This is a genomic window from uncultured Sphingomonas sp., from assembly GCF_964243315.1.
Classification (GTDB): Bacteria; Pseudomonadota; Alphaproteobacteria; order Sphingomonadales; family Sphingomonadaceae; genus Sphingomonas.
Genome location: NZ_CAXTEM010000003.1, coordinates 41491 through 67213, shown reverse-complemented (window position 1 = coordinate 67213; position 25723 = coordinate 41491). Strand labels below are relative to the sequence as shown.

Here is a 25723-nt window from a genome sequence, read left to right as displayed (position 1 = left end):
CGAGGTCGTCGGTCACTTCATGCTCACTTTCGATGATGCCGGCGCGAGGCGAGGCAGTCCCAATGCGATGCCGAGATCGGCCCAGTCTTCGTTGTGCGCTTCGATCAGCTCGATCTTCCACGCCCGCCGCCATTCCTTCAGCCGCTTCTCGCGAAGGATGGCGCTCTCCATCGTGTCATGCACCTCACACCAGACGAGGCGATCGACGCCGTACCGCCTCGTGAAGCCGGGGATCAACCCCTCGCGGTGCTGCACCGTTCGCGCGAGCAGGTTCGAGGTGACGCCGATGTAGAGCGTACCGTGGCGGCGGCTGGCGAGGATGTACACGCAAGGCTGGAAGTCGTTGCGCATGTGCCTGATCCCTTTCCCCGCATCCGTCATCCCGGCGAACGCCGGGACCCATGGTAGCGGTTTGGCTGGTGGTAGCACGCGATCACTAGCCGCCCGAGTCCATGGGTCCCCGGCGTTCGCCGGGATGACGGGGAGGGGAATGCACGGCCAGAACAACCAAGAAAAAGGGCGCCGGTGTTGCCACCGACGCCCCCGATCTCGTCCTCGCGGACAGGCGCCTTCAGGCGGCCTGGGGCAAGGCTGCCTTCGCCTGCGCGACGATCGCGGTAAACGCGGCTTCCTCGTGCATCGCGATGTCGGCCAGGACCTTGCGGTCGAGTTCGATGCCGGCCAGCTTGCAGCCGTGCATGAACTGCGAATAGGTCAAGCCCTCGGCGCGGACGCCGGCGTTGATGCGCTGGATCCACAGGCCGCGGAAGGTGCGCTTCTTAACCTTGCGGTCGCGATACGCGTATTGGCCGGCCTTTTCGACGGCCTGCCGCGCGATGCGGATGGTGTTCTTGCGGCGGCCATAATAGCCTTTTGCCTGCTCAAGTATGTTCTTGTGCTTGGCGCGGGTGGTTACACCCCGTTTGACGCGTGCCATAGTCTAATCCCTTCCGCTCAACCGAGGCCGTAAGGCGCCCAGGCCTTCACTGCTGCGGTGTCGGCCTTGGCCAATACCTTGGTGCCGCGATTCTGGCGGATGTACTTGCCGTTGTGATGCAGCAGGCGGTGGCGCTTGCCGGCGACGCCGTGCTTCAACAGGCCGGTGGCGGTGAGCTTGAAGCGTTTCTTGACGCCGCTCTTCGTCTTGAGTTTGGGCATTTTCGTCCTTTCGATGACGATCTTCGCTAAAAACCGCCGCGGCAGCCCACACTGGCCGGGCAATCTGTTCCACGCGAAGTTCGAGGAAGCGGGGCCGTTAGCCGAACGCCGCGCGAAACGCAATCGCCGTCACGCGTGCGGTACGGCGTGGAGCGCCTCCAGCACGTCGTCGGTGCGCGCGGGGTCGCCGATCGCGAGGACGTGGCCCTCGCTGGCAGCGGTCAACGGGTCGCCGTTCCAGTCGCACATCCGCCCGCCCGCGCCCTCGACGACGGGCACCAGCGCGGCGAAGTCGTAAAGCTGGAGCCCCGATTCGCAGACGATGTCGAGGTGACCGCTGGCGAGCAGGCCGTAGTTGTAGCAATCCCCGCCATAGACCGGCCCCTGACGCGCATTGCCGCCCGTTACCGCCGCGACCAGCGCCATGTAGTGCGGGACGTCGCCCTCGCCGAACAGATGCGGGCTGGTGGTCGCGGTGATCGCGCCCTCCAGCGCTGCGCAGGTGCGGGTGTTCGCGGGAGCGCCGTTGAACAGCGTCGGCCGGCCGGTGACGCCGATCCAGCGCTCGCGCTGCACCGGCTGGTCGATCACGCCGAGCACCGGCCAGCCGTCCTCGACCAGCGCGATCAGCGTGCCGAAGATCGCGCGGCCGACGGTGAAGCTGCGGGTGCCGTCGATAGGGTCGAGCACCCATTGCCGTCCGGTCACACCCTCCTTGGTGCCGAATTCCTCGCCGACGATGCCGTCGCCCGATCGTTCGGCGTCGATCAGCCGGCGCATCGCGGTCTCCGCGGCGCGATCCGCCAGCGTGACGGGCGAGCGATCCTCCTTCAGCTCGACGCCGTGCTCGCGGCGGAAATAGGGGCGGATCGCGGCGCCGGCGGCGTCGGCGAGGCGGTGGGCGAGATCGATATCGGCTTGGCTGACGGGCATGGCCGCAGCGGTATCGCCAATGGACGCGGCGGGCAACGACGCCTAGCGTATCGCATCCATCCAGGAGTTTTCCGCCATGCGCTATCTCGCCGCCGCCGCCCTGCTTCTCGCCTCGCCGGCAACCGCTGCGCTGGCACCGGGCGCAAAGGCCCCCGATTTCGCGACCCGCGGCGCGATCGCGGGCAAGGTGTTCAACCTGAAGCTGTCGAATGCGCTGAAGAAGGGGCCGGTCGTGCTCTACTTCTTCCCCGCGGCATTCACCGGCGGCTGCAACGCCGAGGCTCGCGCGTTCGCGGAAGCGATCCCCGACTTCACCAAGGCGGGCGCGACCGTGATCGGCATGTCGGCAGACACCGTCGACACGCTGGCGAAGTTCTCCTCCGAGAAATGCGCGGGCAAGTTCGCGGTGGCGAGCGCGGGGCCGAAGGTGATCGCGGAGTATGACGTCGGGCTGCCGCAGAAGATGCAGGGCCGCGCGATCACCAGCCGCACCAGCTACGTGATCGGCCGTAACGGCCGCGTGCTGTTCGTGCATAGCGACATGGACGCAAGCGAGCATGTCGCCAAGACGCTGGCGGCGGTACGCGGTTCGGCGCGCGGCTGACGCGGTGGGGTAGCGATGGCGCCGAAGCCGAGGGATCGTCAACGCTACCCTAACCATTTCCGGCGTATGGCCGTCCGTCGCATAGGATGGTAAATGAACGCGTCGGGCTTGGCACGGCATGGGGATAACGAGGTGGACGATCTGTACGATCGGATCGGTCGCTTCCTCGCCGACCACCGGCTGAGCCCTGATCCCGCGCATTACAGCTTCGCCTACCAAATCCTGACCGAGCCGAACGGAACGATTGCGCAGGCGGTGGACCGGCTCAGTGACGGACGGGTCCGCCTTACCGCCCGCGATATCGAGAAGCTCGGGGTCGGCGCGACGGGAGAAGCGCCGGCAAGCGAGCCGGGTGTCGTCGCGCTGCGGCAGGACGATATCGCCGAGGCCATGGCCGACGGCGCCGATCGTCTGGTCGCGCAGACCCAGGCGCAGGTCGAGGGCTTCGCGATGATGGTGCGCGCGATGCACGACGAGACCCGCGGCTTCGGTCGCGATCTCGAACAGAGCGCGGCGGCGATCGTCCGCCAGCCGGATATCGAGGGGATCGACGAGATTGCGCGGGTCACAGGCGCGATGATCGCGCGGATCCACGATGCGGAAAAGCGGCTGGCGCGCGCCACCGACGAGACCGACGACCTGCGCGAGAAGTTGGCCGAGGCGCATCTCGCCGCGCGCCGCGATCCGCTGACCGCCCTGCCCAACCGCCGCGCGTTCGACGAAGCCTTCGCTGGACGCGACACATCGCGCGGCGTGTGGTGCCTCGCGGTGTGCGATATCGACCGGTTCAAGCGCGTGAACGACGAACACGGACACGCGGTCGGCGACCGGGTGTTGAGCGTCGTCGGGCACACCATCGCCGAAGCGTGCGGCGAGCATCTGGTGGTGCGGCATGGCGGCGAGGAATTCGCGGTGCTGATCGGCCCGACGACGCTGGCGAAAGCCGCGGCACTGATCGAGCTGGCGCGGACCGCGGTCGCCGCGAAGCGCTTCCGCAACCGCGACACCGATCGATCGCTCGGCGCGGTGACGATGTCGGTGGGGATAACGACGATCCGCGACGGCGAGACGGGCGAACAGGCTTTCGTTCGTGCGGACCAGCTGTTGTACGCGGCGAAGACCGCGGGGCGGAACCAGGTCGTGGCGGGGTAAGCTCCGGCTGGGCTGGGACGGTTCTCGCATGTGGGCGGCAGCGTGATGCTTCTGTGGTCCCGCGGAGCCGCGCCCCTCCTGCAAGGCACCTATTGTTCTCCCAGCAATGCGGGAGTCCAGGGTCTGGCAGAGTAACGGATCGTGGTGCTGCTTGGTCCTGGGCTCCCGCCTCCGCGGGAGCACAAGATGGGTTGGGTGCATCCAACGTCGCTCGCGTCAGCGACGCGCGCCGAGCTTTGGCGAATTTCGCCGGACGACTTGGCGGATCATACCACCCCCAAACCGTCGCGAATGCCATATCACTGCGGATCAACTACTTACCAATTCTGGCACGGCGGTTGCAAAGCCTTGGACATCGGCAGCGGATGGTCCGCCCCGATCACGACAAGGAGTTCAACCATGGCCTATCGTTTCCAGAACGCTCAGCGCATCGCTCTCTCGCTCGCCAGCGCGCTGTTCTTCGCTGCCGTCGCCGTCAGCGCTGCCGTTCCCGTCGTGCCGGTCGCGTGATCGCGATCGGCTGGAGCAGAGCGCAATTGGTGCTTCGCAGTTTCCTGATCGCCGCGGCGGCCTTCGCCATGACCGCGCTGTTGATCGTCGGCCAGGGCGGCACGACGATCGGCTGAGACCGCACGGTGCCGAACACCGCGCCGCCGCCCTCCCCTTTCATTTTCAGGCCGGCGCCACGGCTCCGACCGGACCGACCGGCGCTTCCTCGCCACGGCTATAGGTGCCGATCAGCAGTCCGGCGGCGAGCACATGCCCGCTCATCGCGTCGATCATCGCGGTCCGGCCAGGTGTCGGGCCGGGATCGCCGCACCCCGCGGACAGCGCGAACAGCTGGAAGGCATAGCGATGCTCGCCATGCCCCGTCGGCGGGTCGGGCGGCAGCCAGCCTTCGCGGCGGTAGGAGTTGCGACCGACATCGCCTGCCCCGTCGCCGGTGCCGTCCGCGGCGATATCGCCCTCCGCAAGGCGGCCCGCGTCCGCGGCGAGCGCCCAGATCGCGGCGTGGACCAGCGGCTGCGGGGTCGGCGCGTCGGCATCCTCGACCAGCAACGCCAGGCATGCGGTGCCCGCAGGCGGATCGCCCCAGACGAGCGGCGGGGAACGGCCCTCTCCATCGGCGGTAAAGCGTTCCGGCAGCCGTGCGCCATCGGCGAAGGCCGGGCTCGACAACGCCAGCGCGGGATAGCTGCCGCCGAGTTCGTCGCGCGCGATCGCGAGCTTGTCGGCACCGGCACGCAGGCCGGTCAGGGCCTTGCCCAGCCACGAGGGAAGATGTTCGAGCATCAGGCGCTCGGGCAATCGCCGGGGCGGACGACCGGCTTGTCACCCGAATACCAGCGGCTGTTGGCGCCGTCCGATGCGACGTGGTGGCAGGCTAGCCCACCGGTGCCGTTCGGACGGACCAGGAACGTCCAGTTGTTGTCGCCGCAATTATGCGGCTCACAGCCATGCGCGCCGATCCGCCCGCCGCGCGCGAAGATCGGCGTCTCGGTGACGTCGCGGCTGGTTATTGCACGCCGGAACTTGGGGTCGGGCACCGCTTCGATCAGCGCGGACGCGACCTCGGTGCGATCGAAGAAGCCGACGCCGTCGACCGCGTCGCCCGGGTATTTGCCGACATAGGCGGTGAGCGGGTTCGATTGCGCCTGCCCGGGCAGCGGTGCGGGGGCCTGGACCGCGGGGGGCACGAACGCCGCCGCGTTGCCGGGCGGCGCATCGTTGCCGTCGCCGCACCCGGCCAGCAAGGCCAGCGCCGTCATTCCGATGATCGCCCGCATGCGCTGCTCCCCGTCGTTACGGAATCAGAACGCATCGCTGCCACGACGGTTGCGGTCGCCGCGTCGGTTGCCCAGATGGGGCGCATGAATGCTCTCGACCGCTTCGTCCGTGCGCAGCAGACCAGCTATGCCGCGGCGATCGCCGAGCTTCGTCGCGGGCGGAAGGCCAGCCACTGGATGTGGTTCGTGTTCCCGCAGATCGCCGGGCTGGGGCGGAGCGAGACCGCGCGCTTCTATGCGATCGCGTCGGCCGCAGAGGCACGCGCGTATCTGGCACACCCGCTGCTGGGTGCGCGGCTGATCGAGGCGACCGGCGTGGCGACGGCGACGGCGGGGAGCGCGGAGGCGATCTTCGGCGGGATCGACGCGGTCAAGCTGCGGTCGTCGATGACGTTGTTCGAGGCGGTCGCGGAGGATGGGGCGCCGTTCGCTACTGCGCTCGAACGATTCTTCGGGGGCGAGCGGGATGCGGAGACGCTGCGGCTGTTGGGGTGAGGGTGAGGTGGAGTTAGATGGAACCACCCCACCCCGTTCGTGCTGAGTAGAGACTGAGTAGGCTCGAAGAGCCGTATCGAAGGCTCGTATCGAAGCATGGGTTCCGCACGCCAACCTGTCCTTCGATACGGGCTCTCGATACACTGCTGACGCAGCTACTCGATCCCTACTCAGGACGAACGGGGTTGGTGTCAGGACGAACGGGGGTGGTGGCTGCGAGCAAGGATCGGCTGGCGGACAGGAACGCTGGACGTACCGAGGGGTGACTGGACAAACGGGTGAACGGAAGGCGCCCGACCCTACCCGTCAGAAATCCACATTATCATAATGAGCCGGCGGATTGATCATTTCCATCCGTTCCGACAGCAACGGGCGGAAGGCTGGGCGGCTTTTCAGGCCGCGATACCAGCGGGCGGTCTGTTCGTGGCCCTTCCAGTCGATCCCGCCGAGATAGTCGGTGACCGAGATCTGCGCGGCGGCGGCGAGATCGGCGAGGCTCATCGTCGCGCCCGCCAGCCAGTTCCGGTGATCGAGCAGGTAATCGATATAATCGAGGTGCCCGACCGCCCCCTTCATCGCATCGCGCAGGCCGCGCGCGTCCGGCGCCGAGCGCTGCGCGATGCGCTTGACGACGCGTTCGTGGAGCAGCAGCCCGGTGACGTCGCGGTAGAATTGAGTGTCGAACCACGTCACGAGCCGCCGGATCTCGGCGCGATTGGCGGCGGTGCCGTTGATCATCGCGGCCTTGTCGACGGTCTCCTCGACATATTCGCAGATCGCGACCGAATCGATCAGCGGCGCCGACGCGCGGGCGACGTCGACCATCACCGGGGTCTGGCCGGCGGGGTTCATGTCGATGAACTCGTCGCGCCGTTCCCAGGGATATTCCTTCACCAGTTCATAGCCGACGCCCTTCTCGCCCAGCAACAGCCGGACCTTGCGGGAGAAGGGGCACAGGGGGAATTGGTAAAGCTGCCACATCATCTCGCTGTAGCGGCGGCGGAGGCGCGGCTGCAAGGGGCGGTGCCGTGAAGTCGGTGACGCCGCAGCTGTCCCGAAACTCATCCCGTCACCCCGGACTCGATCCGGGGTCCCGCTTGCCTCGCAATCATTGGCTGCGGCTCACGCGCGTTAGCGGGACCCCGGATCAAGTCCGGGGTGACGGAGATATTTGGCCGCGTCACCGTCCATCGAGAGGACGTGCGACGACAAACCCACTCTCCGCCTTATTCCGCGGCGATCGCCTCTTCCTCCGACAGCGGATGTGGCAGGCGGGTGAGCATTTCCTTCGGCACGACCTGCCAGAAATCACCAACGACCCGCGGCCAATCTTCGATCAGCCCCTTCGACCATTTGCTGTCGGTCGCCTTGGCGTGGTCGGCGACCAGATCGTAGAGCGTGTTCTCCCAATGCTGGGTGGCGACGCGCTGCCAGACGATGCTGTCGGGGTTGGCTCGGCGTTCGAAAGTCGCGTCGGGATCGTAGACGAACGCCATCCCCCCGGTCATGCCCGCGCCAAAGTTCTGCCCGACCTTGCCGAGCAGCACCGCGACGCCGCCAGTCATATATTCGCAGCCGTTCGCGCCGCAGCCCTCGACCACCACGGTCGCGCCCGAATTGCGGACCGCGAAGCGTTCCCCCGCCTGCCCGGCCGCGAGCAATTTGCCCGAGGTCGCGCCGTAAAGCACGGTGTTGCCGAGGATCGTGTTGTCTTGGCTCGCGAGCGGTGAACTGACCGCAGGGCGGAGGATGATGATCCCGCCCGACAATCCCTTGCCGACATAGTCGTTGGCGTCGCCGAATACCTCGAGCGTGATGCCCTTGCACAGGAACGCGCCGAGGCTCTGCCCCGCCGAGCCGCGCAGACGGATGGTGACGTGACCGTCGGCGAGCTTCGACATGCCGAAGGTGCGCGTGACCTCGCTCGACAGCCGGGTGCCGACCGCGCGGTGGGTGTTGCGCACCGAATAGGTCAGCTGCATCTTCTCGCCGCGGCTGAACACCGCGGCGCTGTCCTTGATGATCTGCGCGTCGAGGCTGTCGGGGACGTCGTTACGGAAGGTCGACAGGCTGAACCGGCGCTCGGCGTCGGTCGCGTCGACCTTGGCGAGGATCGGGTTGAGATCGAGATCGTCGAGATGCTCGGCCCCGCGGCTGACCTGGCGGAGGAGCTCGGTGCGGCCGATCACCTCGTCGAGGCTCTTCATGCCTAGCCGCGCGAGGATGTCGCGAACCTCTTCGGCAATGAAGGTCATCAGGTTGATCACCTTTTCCGGCGTGCCGACGAACTTGTCGCGCAGCCGCGCATCCTGGGTGCAGATGCCGACCGGGCAGGTGTTTGAATGGCATTGCCGGACCATGATGCAACCCATCGCGACCAGCGACAGCGTGCCGATCCCGAACTCCTCGGCGCCGAGAATCGCGGCGATGACGATGTCGCGCCCGGTCTTCAGCCCGCCGTCGGTGCGCAGCCGTACCCGCCCGCGCAGGCCGTTGAGCGTCAGCACCTGGTTGACCTCGCTGAGGCCCATTTCCCACGGGGTGCCGGCATATTTGATCGAGGTCTGTGGGCTGGCGCCGGTGCCGCCGACATGGCCGGCGACGAGGATCACGTCGGCATGCGCCTTCGCGACGCCCGCGGCGACGGTGCCGATCCCGGCCGACGAGACGAGCTTGACGCAGACCCGCGCGCGCGGGTTGATCTGCTTGCAGTCGTAGATGAGCTGCGCGAGATCTTCGATCGAATAGATGTCGTGATGCGGCGGCGGGCTGATCAGCGTGACGCCCGGGGTCGCATGGCGCAGCTGTGCGATGAATTCGGTGACCTTGAAGCCGGGCAACTGCCCGCCCTCGCCGGGCTTGGCACCTTGGGCGACCTTGATCTCGATCTCGTCGCAGGCGTTGAGATACTCCGCGGTGACGCCGAACCGGCCGGACGCGATCTGCTTGATCGTCGAGTTCGCATTGTCGCCGTTCGGATAGGGCGTGTAGCGCGCCTTGTCCTCGCCGCCCTCGCCCGACACCGCCTTGGCCCCGATCCGGTTCATCGCGATCGCCATCGTCTCATGCGCTTCGGGGCTGAGCGCGCCGAGCGACATGCCGGGGGTGACGAAGCGCTTGCGGATCTCGGTGATCGCCTCGACCTGGTCGACGGGAACCCCCTCCGCGGGGAAGTTGAATTGCAGCAGGTCGCGCAGATAGACCGGCGGGAGATCGGACACCCCGCGCGAGAATTGCAGATAGCTGGTGTAGCTGTCGGTCGCGACCGCGGTCTGCAACAGGTGCATCAACTGCGCCGAATAGGCATGCGTCTCGCCGGTGTGGCGCTGGCGGTAGAAGCCGCCGATCGGCAGCGTCGCGACCGCCTCGTCGAACGCCGCCTCGTGACGGATCGTCGCGCTGTGATGGAGCGAGGCATAGCCTTCGCCCGAGATCTTCGCGGGCATGCCGGGGAAGAGATCGTTGACCAGCGCCCGGCTGAGCCCGACCGCCTCGAAATTGTAGCCGCCGCGATAGGAGGAGATCACCGCGATCCCCATCTTCGACATGATCTTGAGCAGCCCCTCCTCGATCGCGACGCGGTGGCGGCGCAGGCAATCCTCGAGGCTGAGGTCGCCGAACAGGCCGCGCGCCTGACGATCGACGATCGCGGCCTCGGCGAGATAGGCGTTCACGGTGGTGGCGCCGACGCCGATCAGCACCGCATAATAATGCGTGTCGAGGCATTCGGCGGTGCGGACGTTGATCGACGCGAAGGAACGCAGCCCGCGCCGGACGAGATGGGTGTGCACCGCCGCGGCGGCGAGCACGCCGGCGATCGCGACGCGATCCTCCGACACGTTCTCGTCGGTCAGGAAGAGCTCGCTCTTGCCCTCGCGCACCGCCTGTTCGGCCTGGTTGCGGATCCGCTGGATCGCCGCGCGGAGCTTTTCGGGGCCGCCGCCGGCGTCGAACGTGCAGTCGATCTCGGCCGCGCTGGTGCCGAAATGCGCCTTCAGCCGCACCCAATGTTCGCCGGTGAGCACAGGCGAATCGAGCACCAGCACGCGTTCGCGCTGGTCGCGCAGGTCGAGGATATTGGCGAGATTGCCGAACCGCGTCTTCAGCGACATTACATGGCGTTCGCGCAGCGAATCGATCGGCGGGTTGGTGACCTGGCTGAAATTCTGGCGGAAGAACTGGCTGATCAGCCGCGGCTTGTCGCTGATGACGGCAAGCGGCGTGTCGTCGCCCATCGACCCGATCGCCTCCTTGGCGCCGTCGACCATCGGCGACAGGATCAGCTCCATGTCCTCCAGCGTCTGCCCGGCCGCGACCTGGCGCCGCGCGAGTTCGGCGCGGTCGTAGCGGACGATCACGCCCCCTTCGACCACCGGCAGGTCCTTCATGGTGTGGAACTCGCCGATCATCCCGGCATAGTCCTGCTCGCCGGCGATCCGGTCCTTCACCTCGCGGTCTTCGAGCACGCGGCCTTCGTCGAGATCGACCGCGATCATCTGCCCCGGCCCGAGCCGGCCCTTGGCGATCACGGTGCTCTCCGGCACCACGACCATGCCGCTCTCGGAACCCACGATCAGCAACCCGTCGGCGGTGCGGGTGTAGCGCAAGGGGCGCAGCGCGTTGCGGTCCATGCCCGCGACCGCCCAGCGGCCGTCGGTCATCGCCAGCGCGGCGGGACCGTCCCACGGCTCCATCACCGACGACAGATAGGAATACATCGCGGCGTGATCGTCGGGCACGTCGCCGCGCTTCTGCCAGGCTTCGGGCACCAGCATCAGCTTGGCGGTCGGGGCGTCGCGGCCGGAGCGGCAGATCGCCTCGAACACCGCGTCGAGCGCGGCGGTATCGGACGCGCCCGCCGGGATCACCGGCTTGATGTCTTCCGAATTGTCGCCGAACGCGAGGCTCGCCATCCGGATCTCGTGGCTGAGCATCCAGTTCTTGTTGCCGCGGATCGTGTTGATCTCGCCGTTGTGCGCGAGGCAGCGGAACGGCTGCGCCAGCCACCATTGCGGGAAGGTGTTGGTCGAATAGCGCTGGTGGAAGATCGCGACCCGCGATTCGAAGCGCTGGTCCTGCAGGTCGGGGTAGAAGACGGACAGGCTCTCGGCGAGGAACAGCCCCTTGTAGACGATCGAGCGGCACGACAGGGAACAGATGTAGAAACCCTGGATCTGCGCGGCGATCACGCGCTTCTCGATCCGGCGGCGGACGAGGTACAGGTTCTTCTCGAACTCCGCCGCATCGACCTCGTCGGGCAGCGGGCCCGCGATCATGATCTGCTCGATCTCCGGCCGGGTAGCCTGCGCCTTCAGCCCGATTACCGACACGTCGACCGGCACCTGCCGCCAACCATAGATGGTGTAGCCCGCCTCGATGATCGCGCTCTCGACGATCGTCCGGCAGCTTTCCGACGCGCCGAGATCGGTGCGCGGCAGGAAGATCATGCCGACCGCGAGCCGGTTCGGCAGCACCTTGTGCCCCGACGCGACCACCGCATCGTCGAAGAAGCGGTGCGGCAGATCGATGTGCAGCCCGGCGCCGTCGCCGGTCTTGCCATCGGCGTCGACCGCGCCGCGGTGCCACACTGCCTTCAGCGCATCGATGGCGGACTGGACGACCCGGCGCGACGCCCTGCCGTCGGTCGCCGCGACCATGCCGACGCCGCATGCGTCGCCCTCGAATTCGGGACGGTACATGCCGTGCTCGGCGAGACGAAGGCGTTCGGCTTCGGTGGTCATATCAGCTTCTCCGCGCGAAGCGCTTGAATGGTCTGGCGAGTGGCGGCGATCAGCGGTGGCAGATCCGCCCAGGCGCGATTGGCGCGCTGCACGCGCGCCGGCATATTGGTCGGGTAGTCGTGCACCAGGATATTGCGGGTGACGCCGATCTCGATCCAACGATCGGCGCTCTCGATGCCCCCAAGCGCCTCGACACGCCGGAACTGGTTCTGCGCCGACAGCCCACCGACGACTTCCCCCGACAGGAACAGGAAACCACGGAACAGCTTGCGGCTGGTCAGATCGTAAAGCTGTTCGAACATGCGGAGCAATGCATGCAGGCGTTCCCACGGGTCATCGTCCCACGCCGCCAGCGCTTCCGGCTGCGCCGGGAGCAACGACGCCATTCGCGACGACAATCGTTCAAGATGCGCAGCGAGTTCGTCGGCAGCCTGAACGGCCTCGATCGTCGCCTCGCGAACCTCGTCGCGGGTCACAGGACGACGCCCTCTCGTGTGGCTGCACGATCGATCCAGCGGTCGTCGCCGTGTTTCGCGACGACCACGTCGATCTGCTCTTCGTCGAGCGCCTTCCAGATGAGCGAGCGGAACCGGACTTCATGATCGACGTCGGCCTTTTCCGGCGTCGTCTGGACATAGAGGTCGATGTCGCCGCCGCGTCGATCGTCGTGGACTCGACTGCCGAACAGCCGCACGATCACGTCATCGCCGAACGCGGTCGTCGCTGCAGCCTTGATGGCGCCGACCTGTTCGGCGGACAGCCTCACGCCGCCACCTTCGCGTTCTTCGCCCTTGCTTTCAGCCATTTGTGCATCGCCGAGGCGACGTCGCGGCCGTCGCGGATCGCCCACACCACCAAGCTCGCGCCGCGGACGATGTCGCCCGCCGCGAACACGCCGTCGAGGCTGGTCATCAGCGTCTTGCCGTCGACCAGCACGGTGCCCCAGCGGCTGACACCGAGTTCGGGCGCGCCGAAAAGCGCGGGCAGGTCCTCGGCATCGAAGCCCAGCGCCTTGATCACGAGATCGGCGTGGAGCGTGAAATCGCCCGCAGGATCGGGCTCGGGCGCACGGCGGCCGCTGGCGTCGGCGGCACCGAGCCGCATGCGCCGCGCGCGGACCACGCCGTCCGCCTCGAACGCGGCGGGGGCGGAGAGCCAGATGAACTCGACGCCCTCCTCCTCCGCATTGCCGACTTCGCGTTGCGAGCCGGGCATGTTGGCGCGATCGCGGCGGTAGAGGCATTTGACCGAGCGGGCGCCCTGGCGGATCGCGGTGCGCACGCAATCCATCGCGGTGTCGCCACCGCCGATCACCACCACGTCCTTGCCCGCTGCGTCCAGCGTGCCGTCGTCGAATTCGGGAACCGCGTCGCCGAAGCCCTTGCGGTTCGACGCAATCAGGAAATCGAGCGCTGCAATCGCGCCGCCCTTGCCGTTCGCGTCGCCGTCGGCGCCTGGCAGGTCGAGAGCGCGCGCGCGGTAGACGCCGGTCGCGATCAGCACCGCGTCGTGGCGGCGGCGGAGATCGTCGAGCGACGCGTCGTCGCCCACCGCGAAGCCTTCGTGGAAGATGATCCCGCCTGCCTTCAGCCGATCGACACGGCGCATCACCACTGGCTTTTCCAGCTTGAAGCCGGGAATGCCGTAGGTCAGCAGCCCGCCCGCGCGATCGTGGCGGTCGTAGACATGCACCTCATAGCCGTTGCCGCGTAGATATTCCGCCGCGGTGAGCCCCGCCGGCCCGGCGCCGATCACCGCGACAGACGCGCCACGCGACGGCCCCGGCACCAGCGGCTCGACCCAGCCCTGTTCCCAGGCATTGTCGGTGATGAACTTCTCGACGGAGCCGATCGTCACCGCCCCGTGACCGGAGAATTCGATGACGCAGTTGCCCTCGCACAACCGATCCTGCGGGCAGATCCGGCCGCAGATCTCGGGCATCGTCGAAGTTGCGTTGCTGAGCTCATACGCCTCGCGCAGCCGCCCCTCGGCGGTCAGCCGCAGCCAATCCGGGATATGGTTATGAAGCGGGCAATGGACCGAGCAATAGGGCACACCGCATTGCGAGCAGCGGCCGGCCTGATCCTCCGCCGCGACGATCGCGTATCGATCCGCGATCTCACGGAAATCGTCGGCGCGATCCTCAGCGGCTCGCTTGGCAGGATAGACCTGCTCCCGATCGACAAACTTCAGCAGGGAATCGTTCGCCATGGCAGCCTCCGCGACGGCGCATACGCGATCGTTAGCGGGTCGTCACGAACATATTGGCCGATACGGCAGCTATATTGACCTTATCCCGGCATCTTCTCTGCTGATAGCTTCTAGAGACGCATCAACTCACATATAACTATGTCCGGATCGTACCTAAACCCGAGACAGGAGAACCAATGCCAACGCCCCTGCGCCGATCCGATACCAGGCGAACGGCACAAAACCATGCTTGGTAACGATTCCGACGAACCAGCGAACCACCAGCAGCGCGACGATGAACGACACGATGAACCCGATTGCGATCGCGCCGAGCCCGACGCCCTCCCCGCTCATCAACGCCTCCCGGTTCTTGACCAGTTCCAGTGCGCTTGCTCCCAGCATCGTCGGAATGGCGAGGAAGAAGCTGAACTCGGCCGCGGTCCGCCGTTCCACCCCCAGCGCCAGCGCGCCGAGGATCGTCGCGCCCGATCGGCTGACACCCGGCACCATCGCCAGGCATTGCAGGAAGCCGATCCCAACGACCCGCGGCAACGGGATATCCGCCACCCCGACGATGTTGCCGCGCGGTGCGAACCGCTCCACCGCAATGATCGCGAACCCCCCGACGATCAGCGCTATCGAGACGATCTGCGCGTTGCCGAGCATCGCTTCGATCTGATTGTGGATCGCCAGGCCGATCACCGCGGCGGGGATGAACGCCACCAACAGGTTGCGCACGAAGCGCACCGCGACGGGATCGAGCCGCAGCAGTCCCATGCCGACCGCCCAGAAGGTCCGCCAGTACAGCACGACGATCGCGAGGATCGCGCCGAGCTGGATGACGACGTTAAAAACTTCCCAGCGGCCGGCATCATAGCCGAGCAGCTTGGTCGCGAGGATCAGGTGGCCGGTCGAGGAGACGGGCAGGAATTCGGTGATCCCCTCGACGATGCCGAGGAGAATGACGGTGATGAGTTCCATGGCTGCAGCGATCAGGCGGCGAGATCGGCGTTGCGGCGCCCGAACCGACCCTGACGGCGGAACCTCACCAGCCATTCCGGCGCGACCGCGGCGAGCGGCGTTGGCGTGACGCCGAGCGCAGCGAGCCCCTCCGCACCCGGCGCGACGACGTTGTCGCGCTGGAGCATCAGCCACTGGTCGCGAGTGATCGGTGCGCCCGGCAGGAACCCGGCGCGTGCGATCAGCGCGCCGGCGGCGTCGGGCAGTTCGACGATCGACGGCGTGCGGCCGATCGCGGCGGCGATCCAGCGGATGATCTCGCCCATCGTCATCACATCGGGCCCGCCGAGCTCGTAGGTCTTGCCCGCCGTCTCACCGGGACGATCGACGATCGCCGCGATCGCATCGCCGACATCGGCCGCGAACACCGGCTGAAAGCGCGTGCCGGCGCGCAGCACGGGAACCACCGGCGCCTTGGCGATCATGCCGGCGAAGCGATTGATGAAGGCGTCCTCGCGCCCGAACACGATCGACGGCCGCACGATCGTTGCCGCCGGGAACGCCGCGCGCACCGCGGCCTCGCCCTCGCCCTTCGACCGGCCATAAGCCGATGGCGACGCGGCGTCGGCACCGATCGCGGAGACATGGATCAGGGCCGATGCCCCCGCCTTCGCTGCCGCCTCGGCAACCGTCCGCGCGCCGTCGACATGATAACGTTGGAAATCGCCCGCAAGCACGCCGACGAGGTTGATGACGACATCCGCGCCGTCGACCGCGTGCGCGATGCTGTCGGGCCGGGTCACGTCGGCAGCGACGATCTGGGTCTGGCCCAGCGCGCTGAGCGGCTTCAGGAAATAGGCGGCGCGTGGGTCACGCTGCGCGATCCGCACCCGAATGCCCGTCTTGAACAAGGCTTGTGCGACATAGCGGCCGACGAAGCCGCCGCCACCGATCATCGTCACCAGTCCGTCTTTCATCACCCGACCTTTTCCCGTGGCATTTCGCCCAAGCCCCTTGCCCCAGCCCGAGGCCGGTTGACAAGCGCCGCGCCGCTCCCCTAGAGGCGCCGGCCTACCCCGTGCCCAGATGGCGGAATTGGTAGACGCACCAGCTTCAGGTGCTGGCGATCGCAAGGTCGTGGAGGTTCGAGTCCTCTTCTGGGCACCACTACACCGTCCGCGGTGTTCCTGCGTTGATTGAAAAATCCGCAGAAATCTGCCATTTCTTTCAGCTCGCAGGCCGCCAAGGTCCTAGTTGTTCCTGCCGGAGCCGGGAGCGAAATGGGGCCACAACGGGGGCCACCCGCAGGGTTTGCTTGGAGTGGCCCCCATGCCTTTGACTGACACAGCTATCCGCGCCGCAAAGGCATCAGCTAAACCGAGGAAGCTAACGGACGAGAAGGGGCTATTCCTGCTGATCCAGCCCTCCGGCGGAAAGCTGTGGCGGTTTAAATACCGGCATCTCGGCAGAGAGAAGAAATTGTCATTGGGTCGGTACCCCGATGTCCCGCTTAAAGAAGCTAGGTCGAAATGCGATGAGGCACGTAAGCTGGTTGCCGCTGGCATCGATCCGTCGGAGCACAGGCGGACAGCCAAGATTACTGCCATTAATCAGGCGGCTACTACCTTCAAACTCGTTGCAGACGAGTATCTTGATAAGGTTCAACGGGAGGGACGAGCGCACGTCACGATCAACAAATCCCGCTGGCTTCTGTCCCTGTTGGAACCAGCGATTGGTGGGTTGGCGATAGACGCAATTACGCCAGCAGACCTTCTTGCCTCGTTGAAGGCGGTCGAGAAGCAAGGGCATCTAGAAACCGCTCGCCGGATGCGCTCATTCGCAGGTCGCGTATTTAGATATGCGGTAGCCACATCGCGAGCACAGAGCGATCCCGCCGCGGCGCTTCGCGGCGCACTAATTGCGCCAATAGCGAAGCATCATGCTGCGCTGATCGAACCAAAGCAGGTTGGCGGATTGCTACGGGCCATAGACGGCTTTTCGGGACAGCCGATGACGAAACTGGCACTTCGACTCGCCCCGCTCGTCTATGCACGGCCCGGCGAACTCCGGGCTGCCGAATGGACGGAGTTTGACCTAGACGCAGCTGTTTGGTGCATCCCTGCCTTCAAAATGAAAATGCGAGATGGGCACGACGTTCCACTTTCAAAGCAAGCGGTTCGCATCCTCCGTGAGGCGATGGCGCTTACAAGCCGCTACAAATACGTGTTCTCGTCACTTTATCCCGGCACTCGCCCTATGTCGGAGAACACGTTGAATGCCGCTCTACGTCGTCTAGGGTATGGGCGTGAGGAGATGACCTCACACGGTTTTCGGGCAATGGCGAGTACGCTGTTGAATGAAAGCGGCCACTGGAACCCGGACGCCATAGAACGCGCCCTAGCTCATCGCGACAGAAGCGCGGTGCGGGCGGCGTACCACCGAGGCAGTCACTGGTCCGAGCGTGTGCGGATGGCACAGTGGTGGGCGGATTACCTCGATCACTTGCGTTCCGATGCAGGCGCTACATAGCCGGACTTTGACACTTGAGGTGTGCACCGCTGTCGATAGCGGTCGCTGTCGCCGAGCAGCTATCCCTAACCCTCAAGCGGACACTCCATAGCGAGCGGCGCTTGATGAGTACCTAGCGCCAAACGCTACAAATATCGCCCATTTCAGCTTGAGTATGGGCGATTAGAGCCGCTAATCGATTTGGGTCGCTAATCAAATATCATATTGTGACAAATTGGACGCCAAAATAGGCATAGAATTATCTTGGGATCGCACATCGTTGCTTGCTTGTGTAACATTCAGGCTGTTTTGACCGCCCTACTCGGATCAGCTAATAGAGGCGTTGCGAGGTGAAGAATGAAATTGGATAGGATTATGCGTCGCTTCGATGTTGAGGCAGTTACGGGATTATCGAGAAGCTCAATTTATGCTGCTATCGCCCGCGGTGATTTTCCCCGTCCTTTCACGTTGCTTGGAAGTAGAAGCGTGGCTGGAAGCAATCTGATATCGAGCGCTGGTTACAAGAAAGAAAACAGGCCTAATCAGTTAACCTGAGGACGAATTACACAATGAGCTTTCGAGAAGACATGGACGAACGTACCCGAAAAAAGCACGCGCGAGAAAGGGCCAAGCTTACTGAAACCATTATTGACGTATGCGGCAAGCTTTACACGGTCCACGCCAGCAGATCGCTACGAAGCCTTGAGAGGATGCAGCTTGAAGGCGTAATAACTAGGCTCGATACTTTAAGATTCCAACTTGACGCGCGGGAGCTGGGCTAGACGACTCGCTCCCGTGCATCGGTTGTCGCTGGGCTTTCCATTACAATCAAAGCGACAGTAAGCGTGAAGATAGCGGTTCCGCGCCCATAAAAGACCTACCTTAGTCCCATGTACTTATGTGGGCATATATATTGCGCTGTTAAGCACCTCATCTTGTTATATAGGCATAATTATTATAGGCACTTTAAACGTTGGGTCGATGCAGACTTAACTGTTTTTTACATTGTCACCTAAACATACCTTATAGTTCTTTAAACAAAGAAGCTCCCATGCCCGATCGTCAAGCTCGAAACCCTAACTCTATATACCCTCTAAAACCTCAATCTTTTTTAGTTAAAGAAAACGATAGAAGCTGTCTTGGTTCGCCCGGACACAGCTCAGATTTACCTACAGCGAAGGCAGGTACGGTTGCTGCCAATGCCACGCCTTCGATCTGGCAAGGTGATGGTTATTATCTCTCATTGATCTACGGTGTAGGTAGTCCACAAGCGATCAGCTTCGTTGATGCTTTCGCAAATGAAATCGAAGTTGCTACAGCACGGACGTACAAACCAAGTAAGCAGTTCAAAATGGCATTAGCTGCGCTGCTCGCCAACCTTCTGCGTATCGAGGCCAAAGCCAATCCAGCTTATGGGTATCACGGGATGAGTCCCGATGCCTTTCGGCTTCTACAGGTAGGCTATTGGCCCTTCCGCGAAGTTGCAGACGGTATGGAAGCCCTTGGGTATCTGCACCGTGAAAAGGGCTATAAGGAGCATAGCGGCTTCTTTGCGAAGGCCGTCGCAACCCGGTTCAAAGCAACGGCGAGCCTTATCGATAAAGCAGGGAGCTACGGCATCGTACCTGCCGACTGGCGGACACACTTCCACCGGTTGCCACGACCTAGAGCAATCCCGCACCCCATCGTTCTTAAGGCTGAATGCAACCCAAAGGGTAAGGGCAAGCGGATGTACGTTGATAGGCGCGATCCTACCGTGATCGCCCTTGCAAGGCCCATCGATGAGCTAAATGCATACTTCTACGATGTCGTCATCGAACCCGACCGGCACTACGCCTTCCATCGCATCTTCGCCAAGGGCGTAGGTGGCAGCAAGACATATGGTTGGGATCAGGGAGCGCGCGTTTACTCGATTGGCGATGGCTATCAGCACATGTCCGAAATCGAACGGGCGGGCATCACTATCAACGGCGAAGCTACGGTGGAGCTAGATATCAAGGCGAGTCACATCACCATCCTTCATGCCAAGATGAAGGTGGACGTGCCGAACTACCCTGATCCCTACACAATAGATGGCTTCGACCGGGGCGCGATCAAGACATTCGTCACCATGACTTTGGGCCACACCAAATTTCATCCTGATTGGACGGACGACTCCCGGAAGAACTATGCGAAGAGCCGGACAAAACGGGGGCTGCCGCCACTCGCGCTTCCCCCATTCGACGACGTCAGGCGGGCTACGCTACAGGCTATACCTCTGTTAATCGATTGGCCCGATAGCTCCTACCGGTGGGGCGATCTGCAATTCATCGAGAGCGAAGCGGTACTGGAAGCCGTGCATACCTTGGCGATGGTCCGCGATGTACCTGTCTTACCGGTACATGACTCTATCATCGTACCTGTCTCGAAAAGAGCGCTTGCCGAAGCCGTGTTATCGGCAGCTTTTCAAAAGCACGTAGGTATCAAGCCCTTTATCGAAGCTAAACGCTGATACCCAACCGGCACCCGAAAGACCGGCAGAACAAGCCCTTTAGGGTGCCAGCCGGTGGGCAGCCAACGCCGAAAGGGTGTTGAGAGCTACTTGAGTAGCGGCGGACGCTAAAGGGACTGTAGGCGGCTAAAAAGGGGAGCGTTGCGTTTCCAGCGCTTACGAGGCGTGTCGCATCGCAACCTCTCGGGTCACCAAAGCATCCACATGACCACGACGTGCGAACACAAGGCTACGCGCTTCCCAGTCAACGGGCGGTAGCGAAACGGAACTACATGTGGCAAGCACCGGACGAGAGCTGCTACTCGCTGCGCCGGACCAAAGCTATGGAGCCTAATAGATGGCAAGAAAGCCGAAGATCGCACTGGTTCCAGCCAGCGAAATCGCACCGAGGTCGCGACCCGCAAACTCCACATCTCCATACTCATCCCGATCCTTCTATTTGGAGGACCTTCCAAGCACGCTTTACCCGCTAACTACTAATCGATTTCTTGTTGAGAACGGCGCACAAGAGCTTTTAGACTATGCCGCATCATTGCTCAAAGGAGATGGTTCGTTCCTGCCACAGCGCCGCGTCTATGCCAATAAGGACGGCATACATCTACGGCGTACGGTAAAATTGGACCCGGTTGCTGAGCTGTTCCTTTATGATATTATATTTCGAAACCGTGCAAAGTTTCGCAAACCGCACAATGAGGATCGGCGGCATTTTGGCTACCGATTTATCAAAGGTCGACCAGTAGCGGCGTCATCAAGTTACGCAGAGTTCCGCCGATTTGCGGCAGATGCAACGTTTGCTCATGAAGAGTACTTTTACTTCGATATTTCTTCGTATTTTAATGGCATATATCATCATGATCTACATGCATGGTTCGCTGCACTAAAGCCTGATGACCCCAGCGATGTAGAAGCCTTCGGAAGGTTCTTGCGCGAGATCAATGCGGGCCGCTCACTTGATTGCTTGCCGCAAGGCCTCTATCCAACAAAGATGATAGGTAATGACTTCTTACGTTTCTTGGAGTCTTCAGCTACAATCCGATCGCAAAAAATGTGCCGGTTCATGGATGATGTGTACATATTCGACGACAACATCAATGTACTTAACAATGACTTTGCGCATATTCAGCGCCTGCTAGGGCTAAAAGGTCTATCCGTCAATGCCAGCAAGACAAAATCTGGAACAATATGGGACTTCGATGATCACGATGAAACGCCGGTCAGTGCCCTTAAGCAACGGCTCCTAAAACGACGTCGCAGTCTTATCGTCTCTCATTACGATGAGTTTGACCAGTGCGTTTCCGAAGCGGATGACGACGAGGCAGATGGGGATTCAGCTGACTTAGGAGCAAATGGTACAGACGCTATAATCCCCCTTGATGATGAAGAGATAGCATTTGTCAAAGAAACACTAGACAGTGAAAAGCTTACCGAAGAAGATGCAGAACTACTGCTTGTTGTTCTTCGAGACAATGTATCGTTGGTTGAAGCTCACTTAGATAAATTCGCTAGCGGCTACCCCCATCTAGCCAAAAACTTTTACGGTCTTTGCGCGGCAGCATCGGACAAGGAACGGGTGGCAGAGGTCGTTCTCAGTGTCATCAACGGAAATGAGCATGTTGATGAGTACCAGCTTTTTTGGTTTGGTATGATGTTGGAGTCTTACCTGATGGACACGAAGCATGCTCCGGCGCTAGTCGACAGCCTGTTCAAGCATAGAAGCTCGACAGATATTTCGAAATCTAAGATTTTAGAGATTGCAGACCTTCGTTATGGTCTTCCGGAAATGCGTGAGTTTTACCTGCGCGAGGGGAGGTCTGACTGGCTGGCGTGGGCCTCCGCGGTTGGATCGCGTGCGATGGATCGGCAAGCTCGAAATTACTTACTCGGCTACTTCGCTAACGGCTCTGAGATGAACCGGCTCATCTCCAATATCGTACAGAAGAACTGAAATGCTATGTAGTTTCGCACGCAATATGGAGCGTCACATCGGCGCAATGCTCGACCGAGCAAATGACCTGTCACGATCGTTCCGAGAAGAGACGATGACCGATATCCTGATGGGTGGGTTAGTTTCTCTTCGTGCTTATGGTGTGACTGTAGACTTTCCCGTCGAGTCGCAGACTGGCGCAGATATGGAGTGGATATTTGCTGCTGAGGATGGCTCCTCGCATTTTACATTGCTTATCCAAGCCAAACGGCTTTACGGTAGCGGGGCGGTCTGGTCTCGCAGGAGCTACCCTGAAATTTTTCATAGAGTAGGAGGGCTTGCGCATGGCAAGCTCCAATCCAGTTTGCTCGTCTCCGAAGCGGCGCGGCGGTACGCTACTTTTCCTCTATATCTATTCTACACCCATAAATCTGTTCGAGACACAATGCGGATACGTGGCATGATTATGCACAGCTTATCCTTCGCGGGTGGTAAATTCATTGATGGGCTGGTTAAAGATAAACAGAGCGGTAAGCTTTCAGCAACGCGCACATCGAATCTTCGTACCATTCACCCCCGCATGTTCTCTATAAGTAAGATACTCTGTCCAAAGCCTCGCCGCTATCGTATAGCTAATAGCCGGTTGAGTAGAACGCTAGAGCTTCTTGAATTTGACAGACAGGCGTTGGTATCTCGAAGCTCGATATCACCGGCGACGGTACGATCCAGGCTTGTGCAAGCAATCGGTGACGATGACATAGTACCCCCGCTAGGTGAGGGCCCGCTCCCGCTCTTCCCTTACGATGAAGGCCTGCGGAGCAGGTACAAGGTGGTGTTTGTCTCGCCTCCTGAGGCACGAACAACATACGGGGAAGACGATTACCGCTGAGAGCCCACGGCAGTTTGGATCGTCTTCTTTGAGGGTGTGAGGATACCTGCAATCGAAGCCACCACACTGCATGGACTGGTGAGCGCCTTCTCCAATCCTCCTAGGACATCGCGCCCCTCGCGGTTTAGGTGCCGTTGCCCTTCCGATTCTCAACCCGGCGGTTCCGAGCTAGACGAATCGGAACAGATGAGGAACATGGACGTATGAACACGACCATGACCAACCTGCCGAACCAGCTTCTTGATGCCATCGCTGATGCACCGAAGTTCGCCGTTATAGGGCTTTCGATGAGGGACGCCGCTATGCGCGAGCGTGCCGCCTTGGTCCTAGCAAATCACCTAGCTGATAGGCTGGAACATCCCTTGCCAGCCTACGATATGGACCAGCTAAACCTCCCGCTACCCGTTGCCGGAATCACACCGCCTCGCCGTTTTACCATCGATGAGCGATGACGCACAAAGGACAGAAGCCGGTTCTGGTGAAGCTAAATAGGTGGACGCCCGATCACCCGGTTGCAAATGCCATCGCTACAGGTAGCTGCTGGTTTGCCGTATGGATGGAGTAGAAGGCTATACCGCTTGGGATGCTAGCTAAGCAGACGGGTATCGCAGCCCGCAGGCTGCTAGCCATCGATGCAGGTGACAGCGTGTCACGTGCCGCGCTTGATGCGTTAGCGCGTGCATGGGCGATAAGCAGGGTGACCTGATCGCGTCGATAGGCGATGCTGCTACCATCGCCCCGAGCGGGTAGCATGGCAGCACTCCTAAACGGCGAGCGCCCTGTACACGCTGGCACGACCGATCCCTAGCCGCTTAGCGATGTCGCTAGGGCCTATCCCGCCATCTCGCATCGTCCGCACGGCAGCAACGTCCACCGAAGCCTTACGGCCCTTATAGACGCCATTCGCCTTAGCCCGTGCGATGCCTTCCATCTGCCGCTCCTTACGGATCGCAGTCTCGAACTGCGCGAACACACCAAGCATCTGTAGGAAGGCAAGACCGGCAGGGGTGGACGTGTCGATAGGCTGCTCGGTAGCACGGAGGTACGCACCCTTCGCCTTCAACGCCGCTACGATCTTCTCTAGGTCGGCTACAGAGCGCGCTAGGCGATCAATACGCGTCACCATGAGGGTGTCGCCGGTACGGACGAACGACAGCAGCGTGTCGAGTTCCTGGCGGCCTTCCGTCGTGGTGCCGCTCTTCTTTTCCGAACGAACGATGGTGCAACCGGCGGCGCGGAGAGCTTCTTCCTGTACCGTGCAATCCTGATCGTCAGAGGAAACCCGCGCGTACCCGATGATCGTATTCATAGCTGCGATGTCTCATTAGCCTCTAGAGCATCAGCTATGACTGTCTCAATTAGCGGGGTCAAGCCCTATTGAGACACTTAGTGTGTACCATCGGCATGTCTCGTATCGGTTTACCCAAATGAGGAAGCGGCACTCGAAGCTCCGCGGCAAGGGGGATCGGTGCCGCTCGCCTCCGCTTTTTGTGGACAATTCGCAAAAAATCGCCTCTGGTCCCCTGGAACCGGGGATTTGCATGCTCATTTCATTCACACTTGAAAATTTCAAATCCTTTCAGGATCGTACCACGCTGAGCTTAATGGCTCGGAAGTCCGATAGAACACTTCCCGGCGCCCTTATCGGCCAAGAACGAGGCGCCACGAGCAAACACCGCTTACTTCCCGCAGTTGCGATCTACGGCTCAAATGCTTCCGGAAAGACTAATCTTCTCCTTGGCTTAGCTTACATGCGTCAAGCGGTCTTATCCTCGCAATCTGCATGGAAGTCGGGTACCGGCACTAGAGTCGATCCTAATGCAAGCAGTACAAAGAGACCTTCTTTCTTCGAAGTGAGCTTCCAAACTGGTGGCATACTCTATAGGTATGGCTTTAGGACCCGATTAACCCACTTCGAAGAGGAATGGCTGTATAGCTATCCACTTGGACGCGAGCGCCTGCTGTTCAAGAGAACGGCAAAGAGTGTTGCGAAGAACGGATCCGAATTGACCGCCGAGTATGAGCTTGAAACTGGGCCAAAGCTTTCGGGCGATAAGCGCGAGCACGAATCATCGTTCCGTAGGACGCGAGAGAACAGCCTATTGCTATCATCATTATCCCAAGACAATCAGGTCGAAAGCCTCCGAATTGAAAAATGGTTTCGTGACCGCTTCATCACAGAGATCAAGTTGAATGTTGCCGCCTTTGATCAAGGAGCCACATCAAAGCTTGCCCATGATCATAAGAACTTTAAGGCACTACTGCTACCACTTCTAAGAGCAGCGGACCCGTGCATCAGCGATATAGTCATTCGTAAGACACCGGATGATGGTGAGGATGCCAACGATGCGTTAGAGGATGCACGCCGTCACAAGGTAAGCTTCGTGGTAGTGCACAATGGAAAGAAGGCGGAAATACCGTTTGAGAAGCAATCCCGTGGTATCAAACGCCTATACGCTCTCTCTGCGGGAATGATCACAGCGCTCAAGTTCGGCAAGGTTTGCATTGTAGATGAATTAGAGACAAGCATGCATCCTCATGTAGCGAGTCAGCTACTAGCGCTGTTTCAGAATAAGGCTTCTAATCCAAAGGGCGCGCAGCTCATATTCTCTACTCACGAAACAAGGCTTTTGAATTTACAACATCTAAGACGAGACCAGATCTGGTTTTGTGAACGTGATATGGAGGGGCTATCCTCCCTCTTCTCGCTAATCGAGTTTTCGCCTCGTAAGGATGAAAACTTCGAGTCGGGATACCTCAAAGGTCGGTACGGTGCGGTGCCGCCAGCAGGGATAGACCCAACTTGGCTTACTGCCATAAACGACAAGAGACTGACTATTATCTCGGAAGACGATAATGGCTAAACGCTCGGTCTTTACTGCGGGGGAGCG

Annotated in this window: 24 protein-coding genes and 1 tRNA gene; 11 read left to right on the top strand and 14 right to left on the bottom strand. The window is 61.8% G+C overall.

Features of this window, described 5'->3' with window-relative positions:
• Positions 1–12 precede the first annotated feature (12 nt).
• From ACFE77_RS01935 to ACFE77_RS01920, 4 genes are all read right to left on the bottom strand, one after another.
• Positions 13–351, bottom strand: coding sequence for a GIY-YIG nuclease family protein (locus ACFE77_RS01935; protein WP_375419932.1), 339 nt, complete (start codon positions 349–351; stop codon positions 13–15).
• A gap of 220 nt (positions 352–571) precedes the next feature.
• Entirely contained in the window at positions 572–937 is a 366-nt protein-coding gene (gene rplT, locus ACFE77_RS01930; protein WP_375419931.1) for a 50S ribosomal protein L20, read from the bottom strand.
• A 17-nt stretch (positions 938–954) separates the two neighbouring features.
• Complete coding sequence (gene rpmI / locus ACFE77_RS01925; protein WP_055841668.1) at positions 955–1158, bottom strand: 50S ribosomal protein L35; 204 nt, start codon at positions 1156–1158, stop codon at positions 955–957.
• Positions 1159–1287: 129 nt separating this feature from the next.
• Complete coding sequence (locus ACFE77_RS01920) at positions 1288–2091, bottom strand: inositol monophosphatase family protein (protein ID WP_375419930.1); 804 nt, start codon at positions 2089–2091, stop codon at positions 1288–1290.
• A gap of 76 nt (positions 2092–2167) precedes the next feature.
• Between ACFE77_RS01920 and ACFE77_RS01915 the strand changes: the two genes are divergently transcribed.
• Both ACFE77_RS01915 and ACFE77_RS01910 read left to right on the top strand, forming a co-directional pair.
• Positions 2168–2695 carry a peroxiredoxin gene (locus ACFE77_RS01915; protein ID WP_375419929.1) on the top strand — a complete coding sequence of 176 codons (528 nt, stop codon included), beginning with the start codon at positions 2168–2170 and terminating at the stop codon, positions 2693–2695.
• Positions 2696–2827: 132 nt separating this feature from the next.
• A complete protein-coding gene (locus ACFE77_RS01910) occupies positions 2828–3847 on the top strand; it encodes a GGDEF domain-containing protein (RefSeq protein ID WP_375419928.1) in 1020 nt (339 codons plus the stop codon).
• A gap of 672 nt (positions 3848–4519) precedes the next feature.
• On the opposite strand, the gene ACFE77_RS01905 is transcribed toward ACFE77_RS01910, so the two are convergent.
• Complete coding sequence (locus ACFE77_RS01905) at positions 4520–5140, bottom strand: YbhB/YbcL family Raf kinase inhibitor-like protein (RefSeq protein WP_375419927.1); 621 nt, start codon at positions 5138–5140, stop codon at positions 4520–4522.
• Entirely contained in the window at positions 5140–5634 is a 495-nt protein-coding gene (locus ACFE77_RS01900) for a hypothetical protein (RefSeq protein ID WP_375419926.1), read from the bottom strand. Before ACFE77_RS01900 ends, ACFE77_RS01905 begins: the two co-directional genes overlap by 1 nt.
• Before the next feature lie 84 nt (positions 5635–5718).
• Between ACFE77_RS01900 and ACFE77_RS01895 the strand changes: the two genes are divergently transcribed.
• The gene (locus tag ACFE77_RS01895; protein WP_375419925.1) at positions 5719–6129 is read left to right on the top strand and encodes a DUF1810 domain-containing protein; all 411 of its coding nucleotides are present in this window, start codon (positions 5719–5721) and stop codon (positions 6127–6129) included.
• A 306-nt stretch (positions 6130–6435) separates the two neighbouring features.
• Here ACFE77_RS01895 and ACFE77_RS01890 read toward each other — a convergent pair whose 3' ends face one another.
• The 7 genes from ACFE77_RS01890 to ACFE77_RS01860 form a co-directional block, all read right to left on the bottom strand.
• Entirely contained in the window at positions 6436–7110 is a 675-nt protein-coding gene (locus tag ACFE77_RS01890; protein ID WP_375419987.1) for a glutathione S-transferase family protein, read from the bottom strand.
• Between the two features lie 245 nt (positions 7111–7355).
• Positions 7356–11870: a glutamate synthase large subunit gene (gene gltB, locus ACFE77_RS01885; protein ID WP_375419924.1), complete on the bottom strand. Its 4515-nt coding sequence runs from the start codon at positions 11868–11870 to the stop codon at positions 7356–7358.
• Complete coding sequence (locus tag ACFE77_RS01880; protein WP_375419923.1) at positions 11867–12346, bottom strand: hypothetical protein; 480 nt, start codon at positions 12344–12346, stop codon at positions 11867–11869. Before ACFE77_RS01880 ends, gltB begins: the two co-directional genes overlap by 4 nt.
• Positions 12343–12675: a hypothetical protein gene (locus tag ACFE77_RS01875; protein WP_375419922.1), complete on the bottom strand. Its 333-nt coding sequence runs from the start codon at positions 12673–12675 to the stop codon at positions 12343–12345. Before ACFE77_RS01875 ends, ACFE77_RS01880 begins: the two co-directional genes overlap by 4 nt.
• Positions 12633–14081, bottom strand: coding sequence for an NAD(P)-dependent oxidoreductase (locus ACFE77_RS01870; protein WP_375419921.1), 1449 nt, complete (start codon positions 14079–14081; stop codon positions 12633–12635). Before ACFE77_RS01870 ends, ACFE77_RS01875 begins: the two co-directional genes overlap by 43 nt.
• 153 nt (positions 14082–14234) lie before the next feature.
• A complete protein-coding gene (locus tag ACFE77_RS01865) occupies positions 14235–15041 on the bottom strand; it encodes an undecaprenyl-diphosphate phosphatase (RefSeq protein WP_375419920.1) in 807 nt (268 codons plus the stop codon).
• A gap of 11 nt (positions 15042–15052) precedes the next feature.
• Positions 15053–15997, bottom strand: a complete 945-nt coding sequence (locus ACFE77_RS01860; protein WP_375419919.1) for a complex I NDUFA9 subunit family protein — start codon at positions 15995–15997, stop codon at positions 15053–15055.
• Between the two features lie 103 nt (positions 15998–16100).
• Here ACFE77_RS01860 and ACFE77_RS01855 point away from each other — a divergent pair.
• The 7 genes from ACFE77_RS01855 to ACFE77_RS01825 all read left to right on the top strand — a co-directional run bounded on the left by ACFE77_RS01855 (position 16101) and on the right by ACFE77_RS01825 (position 23284).
• A tRNA-Leu gene (locus tag ACFE77_RS01855) sits at positions 16101–16187 on the top strand.
• Positions 16188–16349: 162 nt separating this feature from the next.
• On the top strand, positions 16350–17549 hold the full coding sequence (locus tag ACFE77_RS01850) for a tyrosine-type recombinase/integrase (RefSeq protein ID WP_375419918.1): 1200 nt from the start codon (positions 16350–16352) through the stop codon (positions 17547–17549).
• A 336-nt stretch (positions 17550–17885) separates the two neighbouring features.
• On the top strand, positions 17886–18083 hold the full coding sequence (locus tag ACFE77_RS01845; protein ID WP_375419917.1) for an AlpA family phage regulatory protein: 198 nt from the start codon (positions 17886–17888) through the stop codon (positions 18081–18083).
• Between the two features lie 496 nt (positions 18084–18579).
• Positions 18580–20019, top strand: coding sequence for a hypothetical protein (locus ACFE77_RS01840; RefSeq protein ID WP_375419916.1), 1440 nt, complete (start codon positions 18580–18582; stop codon positions 20017–20019).
• Between the two features lie 337 nt (positions 20020–20356).
• Complete coding sequence (drt5, locus tag ACFE77_RS01835; RefSeq protein WP_375419915.1) at positions 20357–21964, top strand: antiviral reverse transcriptase Drt5; 1608 nt, start codon at positions 20357–20359, stop codon at positions 21962–21964.
• Between the two features lies 1 nt (position 21965).
• The gene (locus ACFE77_RS01830) at positions 21966–22832 is read left to right on the top strand and encodes a DUF6615 family protein (protein ID WP_375419914.1); all 867 of its coding nucleotides are present in this window, start codon (positions 21966–21968) and stop codon (positions 22830–22832) included.
• Positions 22833–23035: 203 nt separating this feature from the next.
• Positions 23036–23284: a DUF6771 family protein gene (locus tag ACFE77_RS01825; protein WP_375419913.1), complete on the top strand. Its 249-nt coding sequence runs from the start codon at positions 23036–23038 to the stop codon at positions 23282–23284.
• Positions 23285–23595: 311 nt separating this feature from the next.
• Here ACFE77_RS01825 and ACFE77_RS01820 read toward each other — a convergent pair whose 3' ends face one another.
• A complete protein-coding gene (locus ACFE77_RS01820; protein ID WP_375419912.1) occupies positions 23596–24141 on the bottom strand; it encodes a recombinase family protein in 546 nt (181 codons plus the stop codon).
• Between the two features lie 232 nt (positions 24142–24373).
• On the opposite strand from ACFE77_RS01820, the gene ACFE77_RS01815 reads away from it, so the two are divergent.
• The gene (locus ACFE77_RS01815; RefSeq protein ID WP_375419911.1) at positions 24374–25696 is read left to right on the top strand and encodes an ATP/GTP-binding protein; all 1323 of its coding nucleotides are present in this window, start codon (positions 24374–24376) and stop codon (positions 25694–25696) included.
• Positions 25697–25723: the final 27 nt, after the last annotated feature.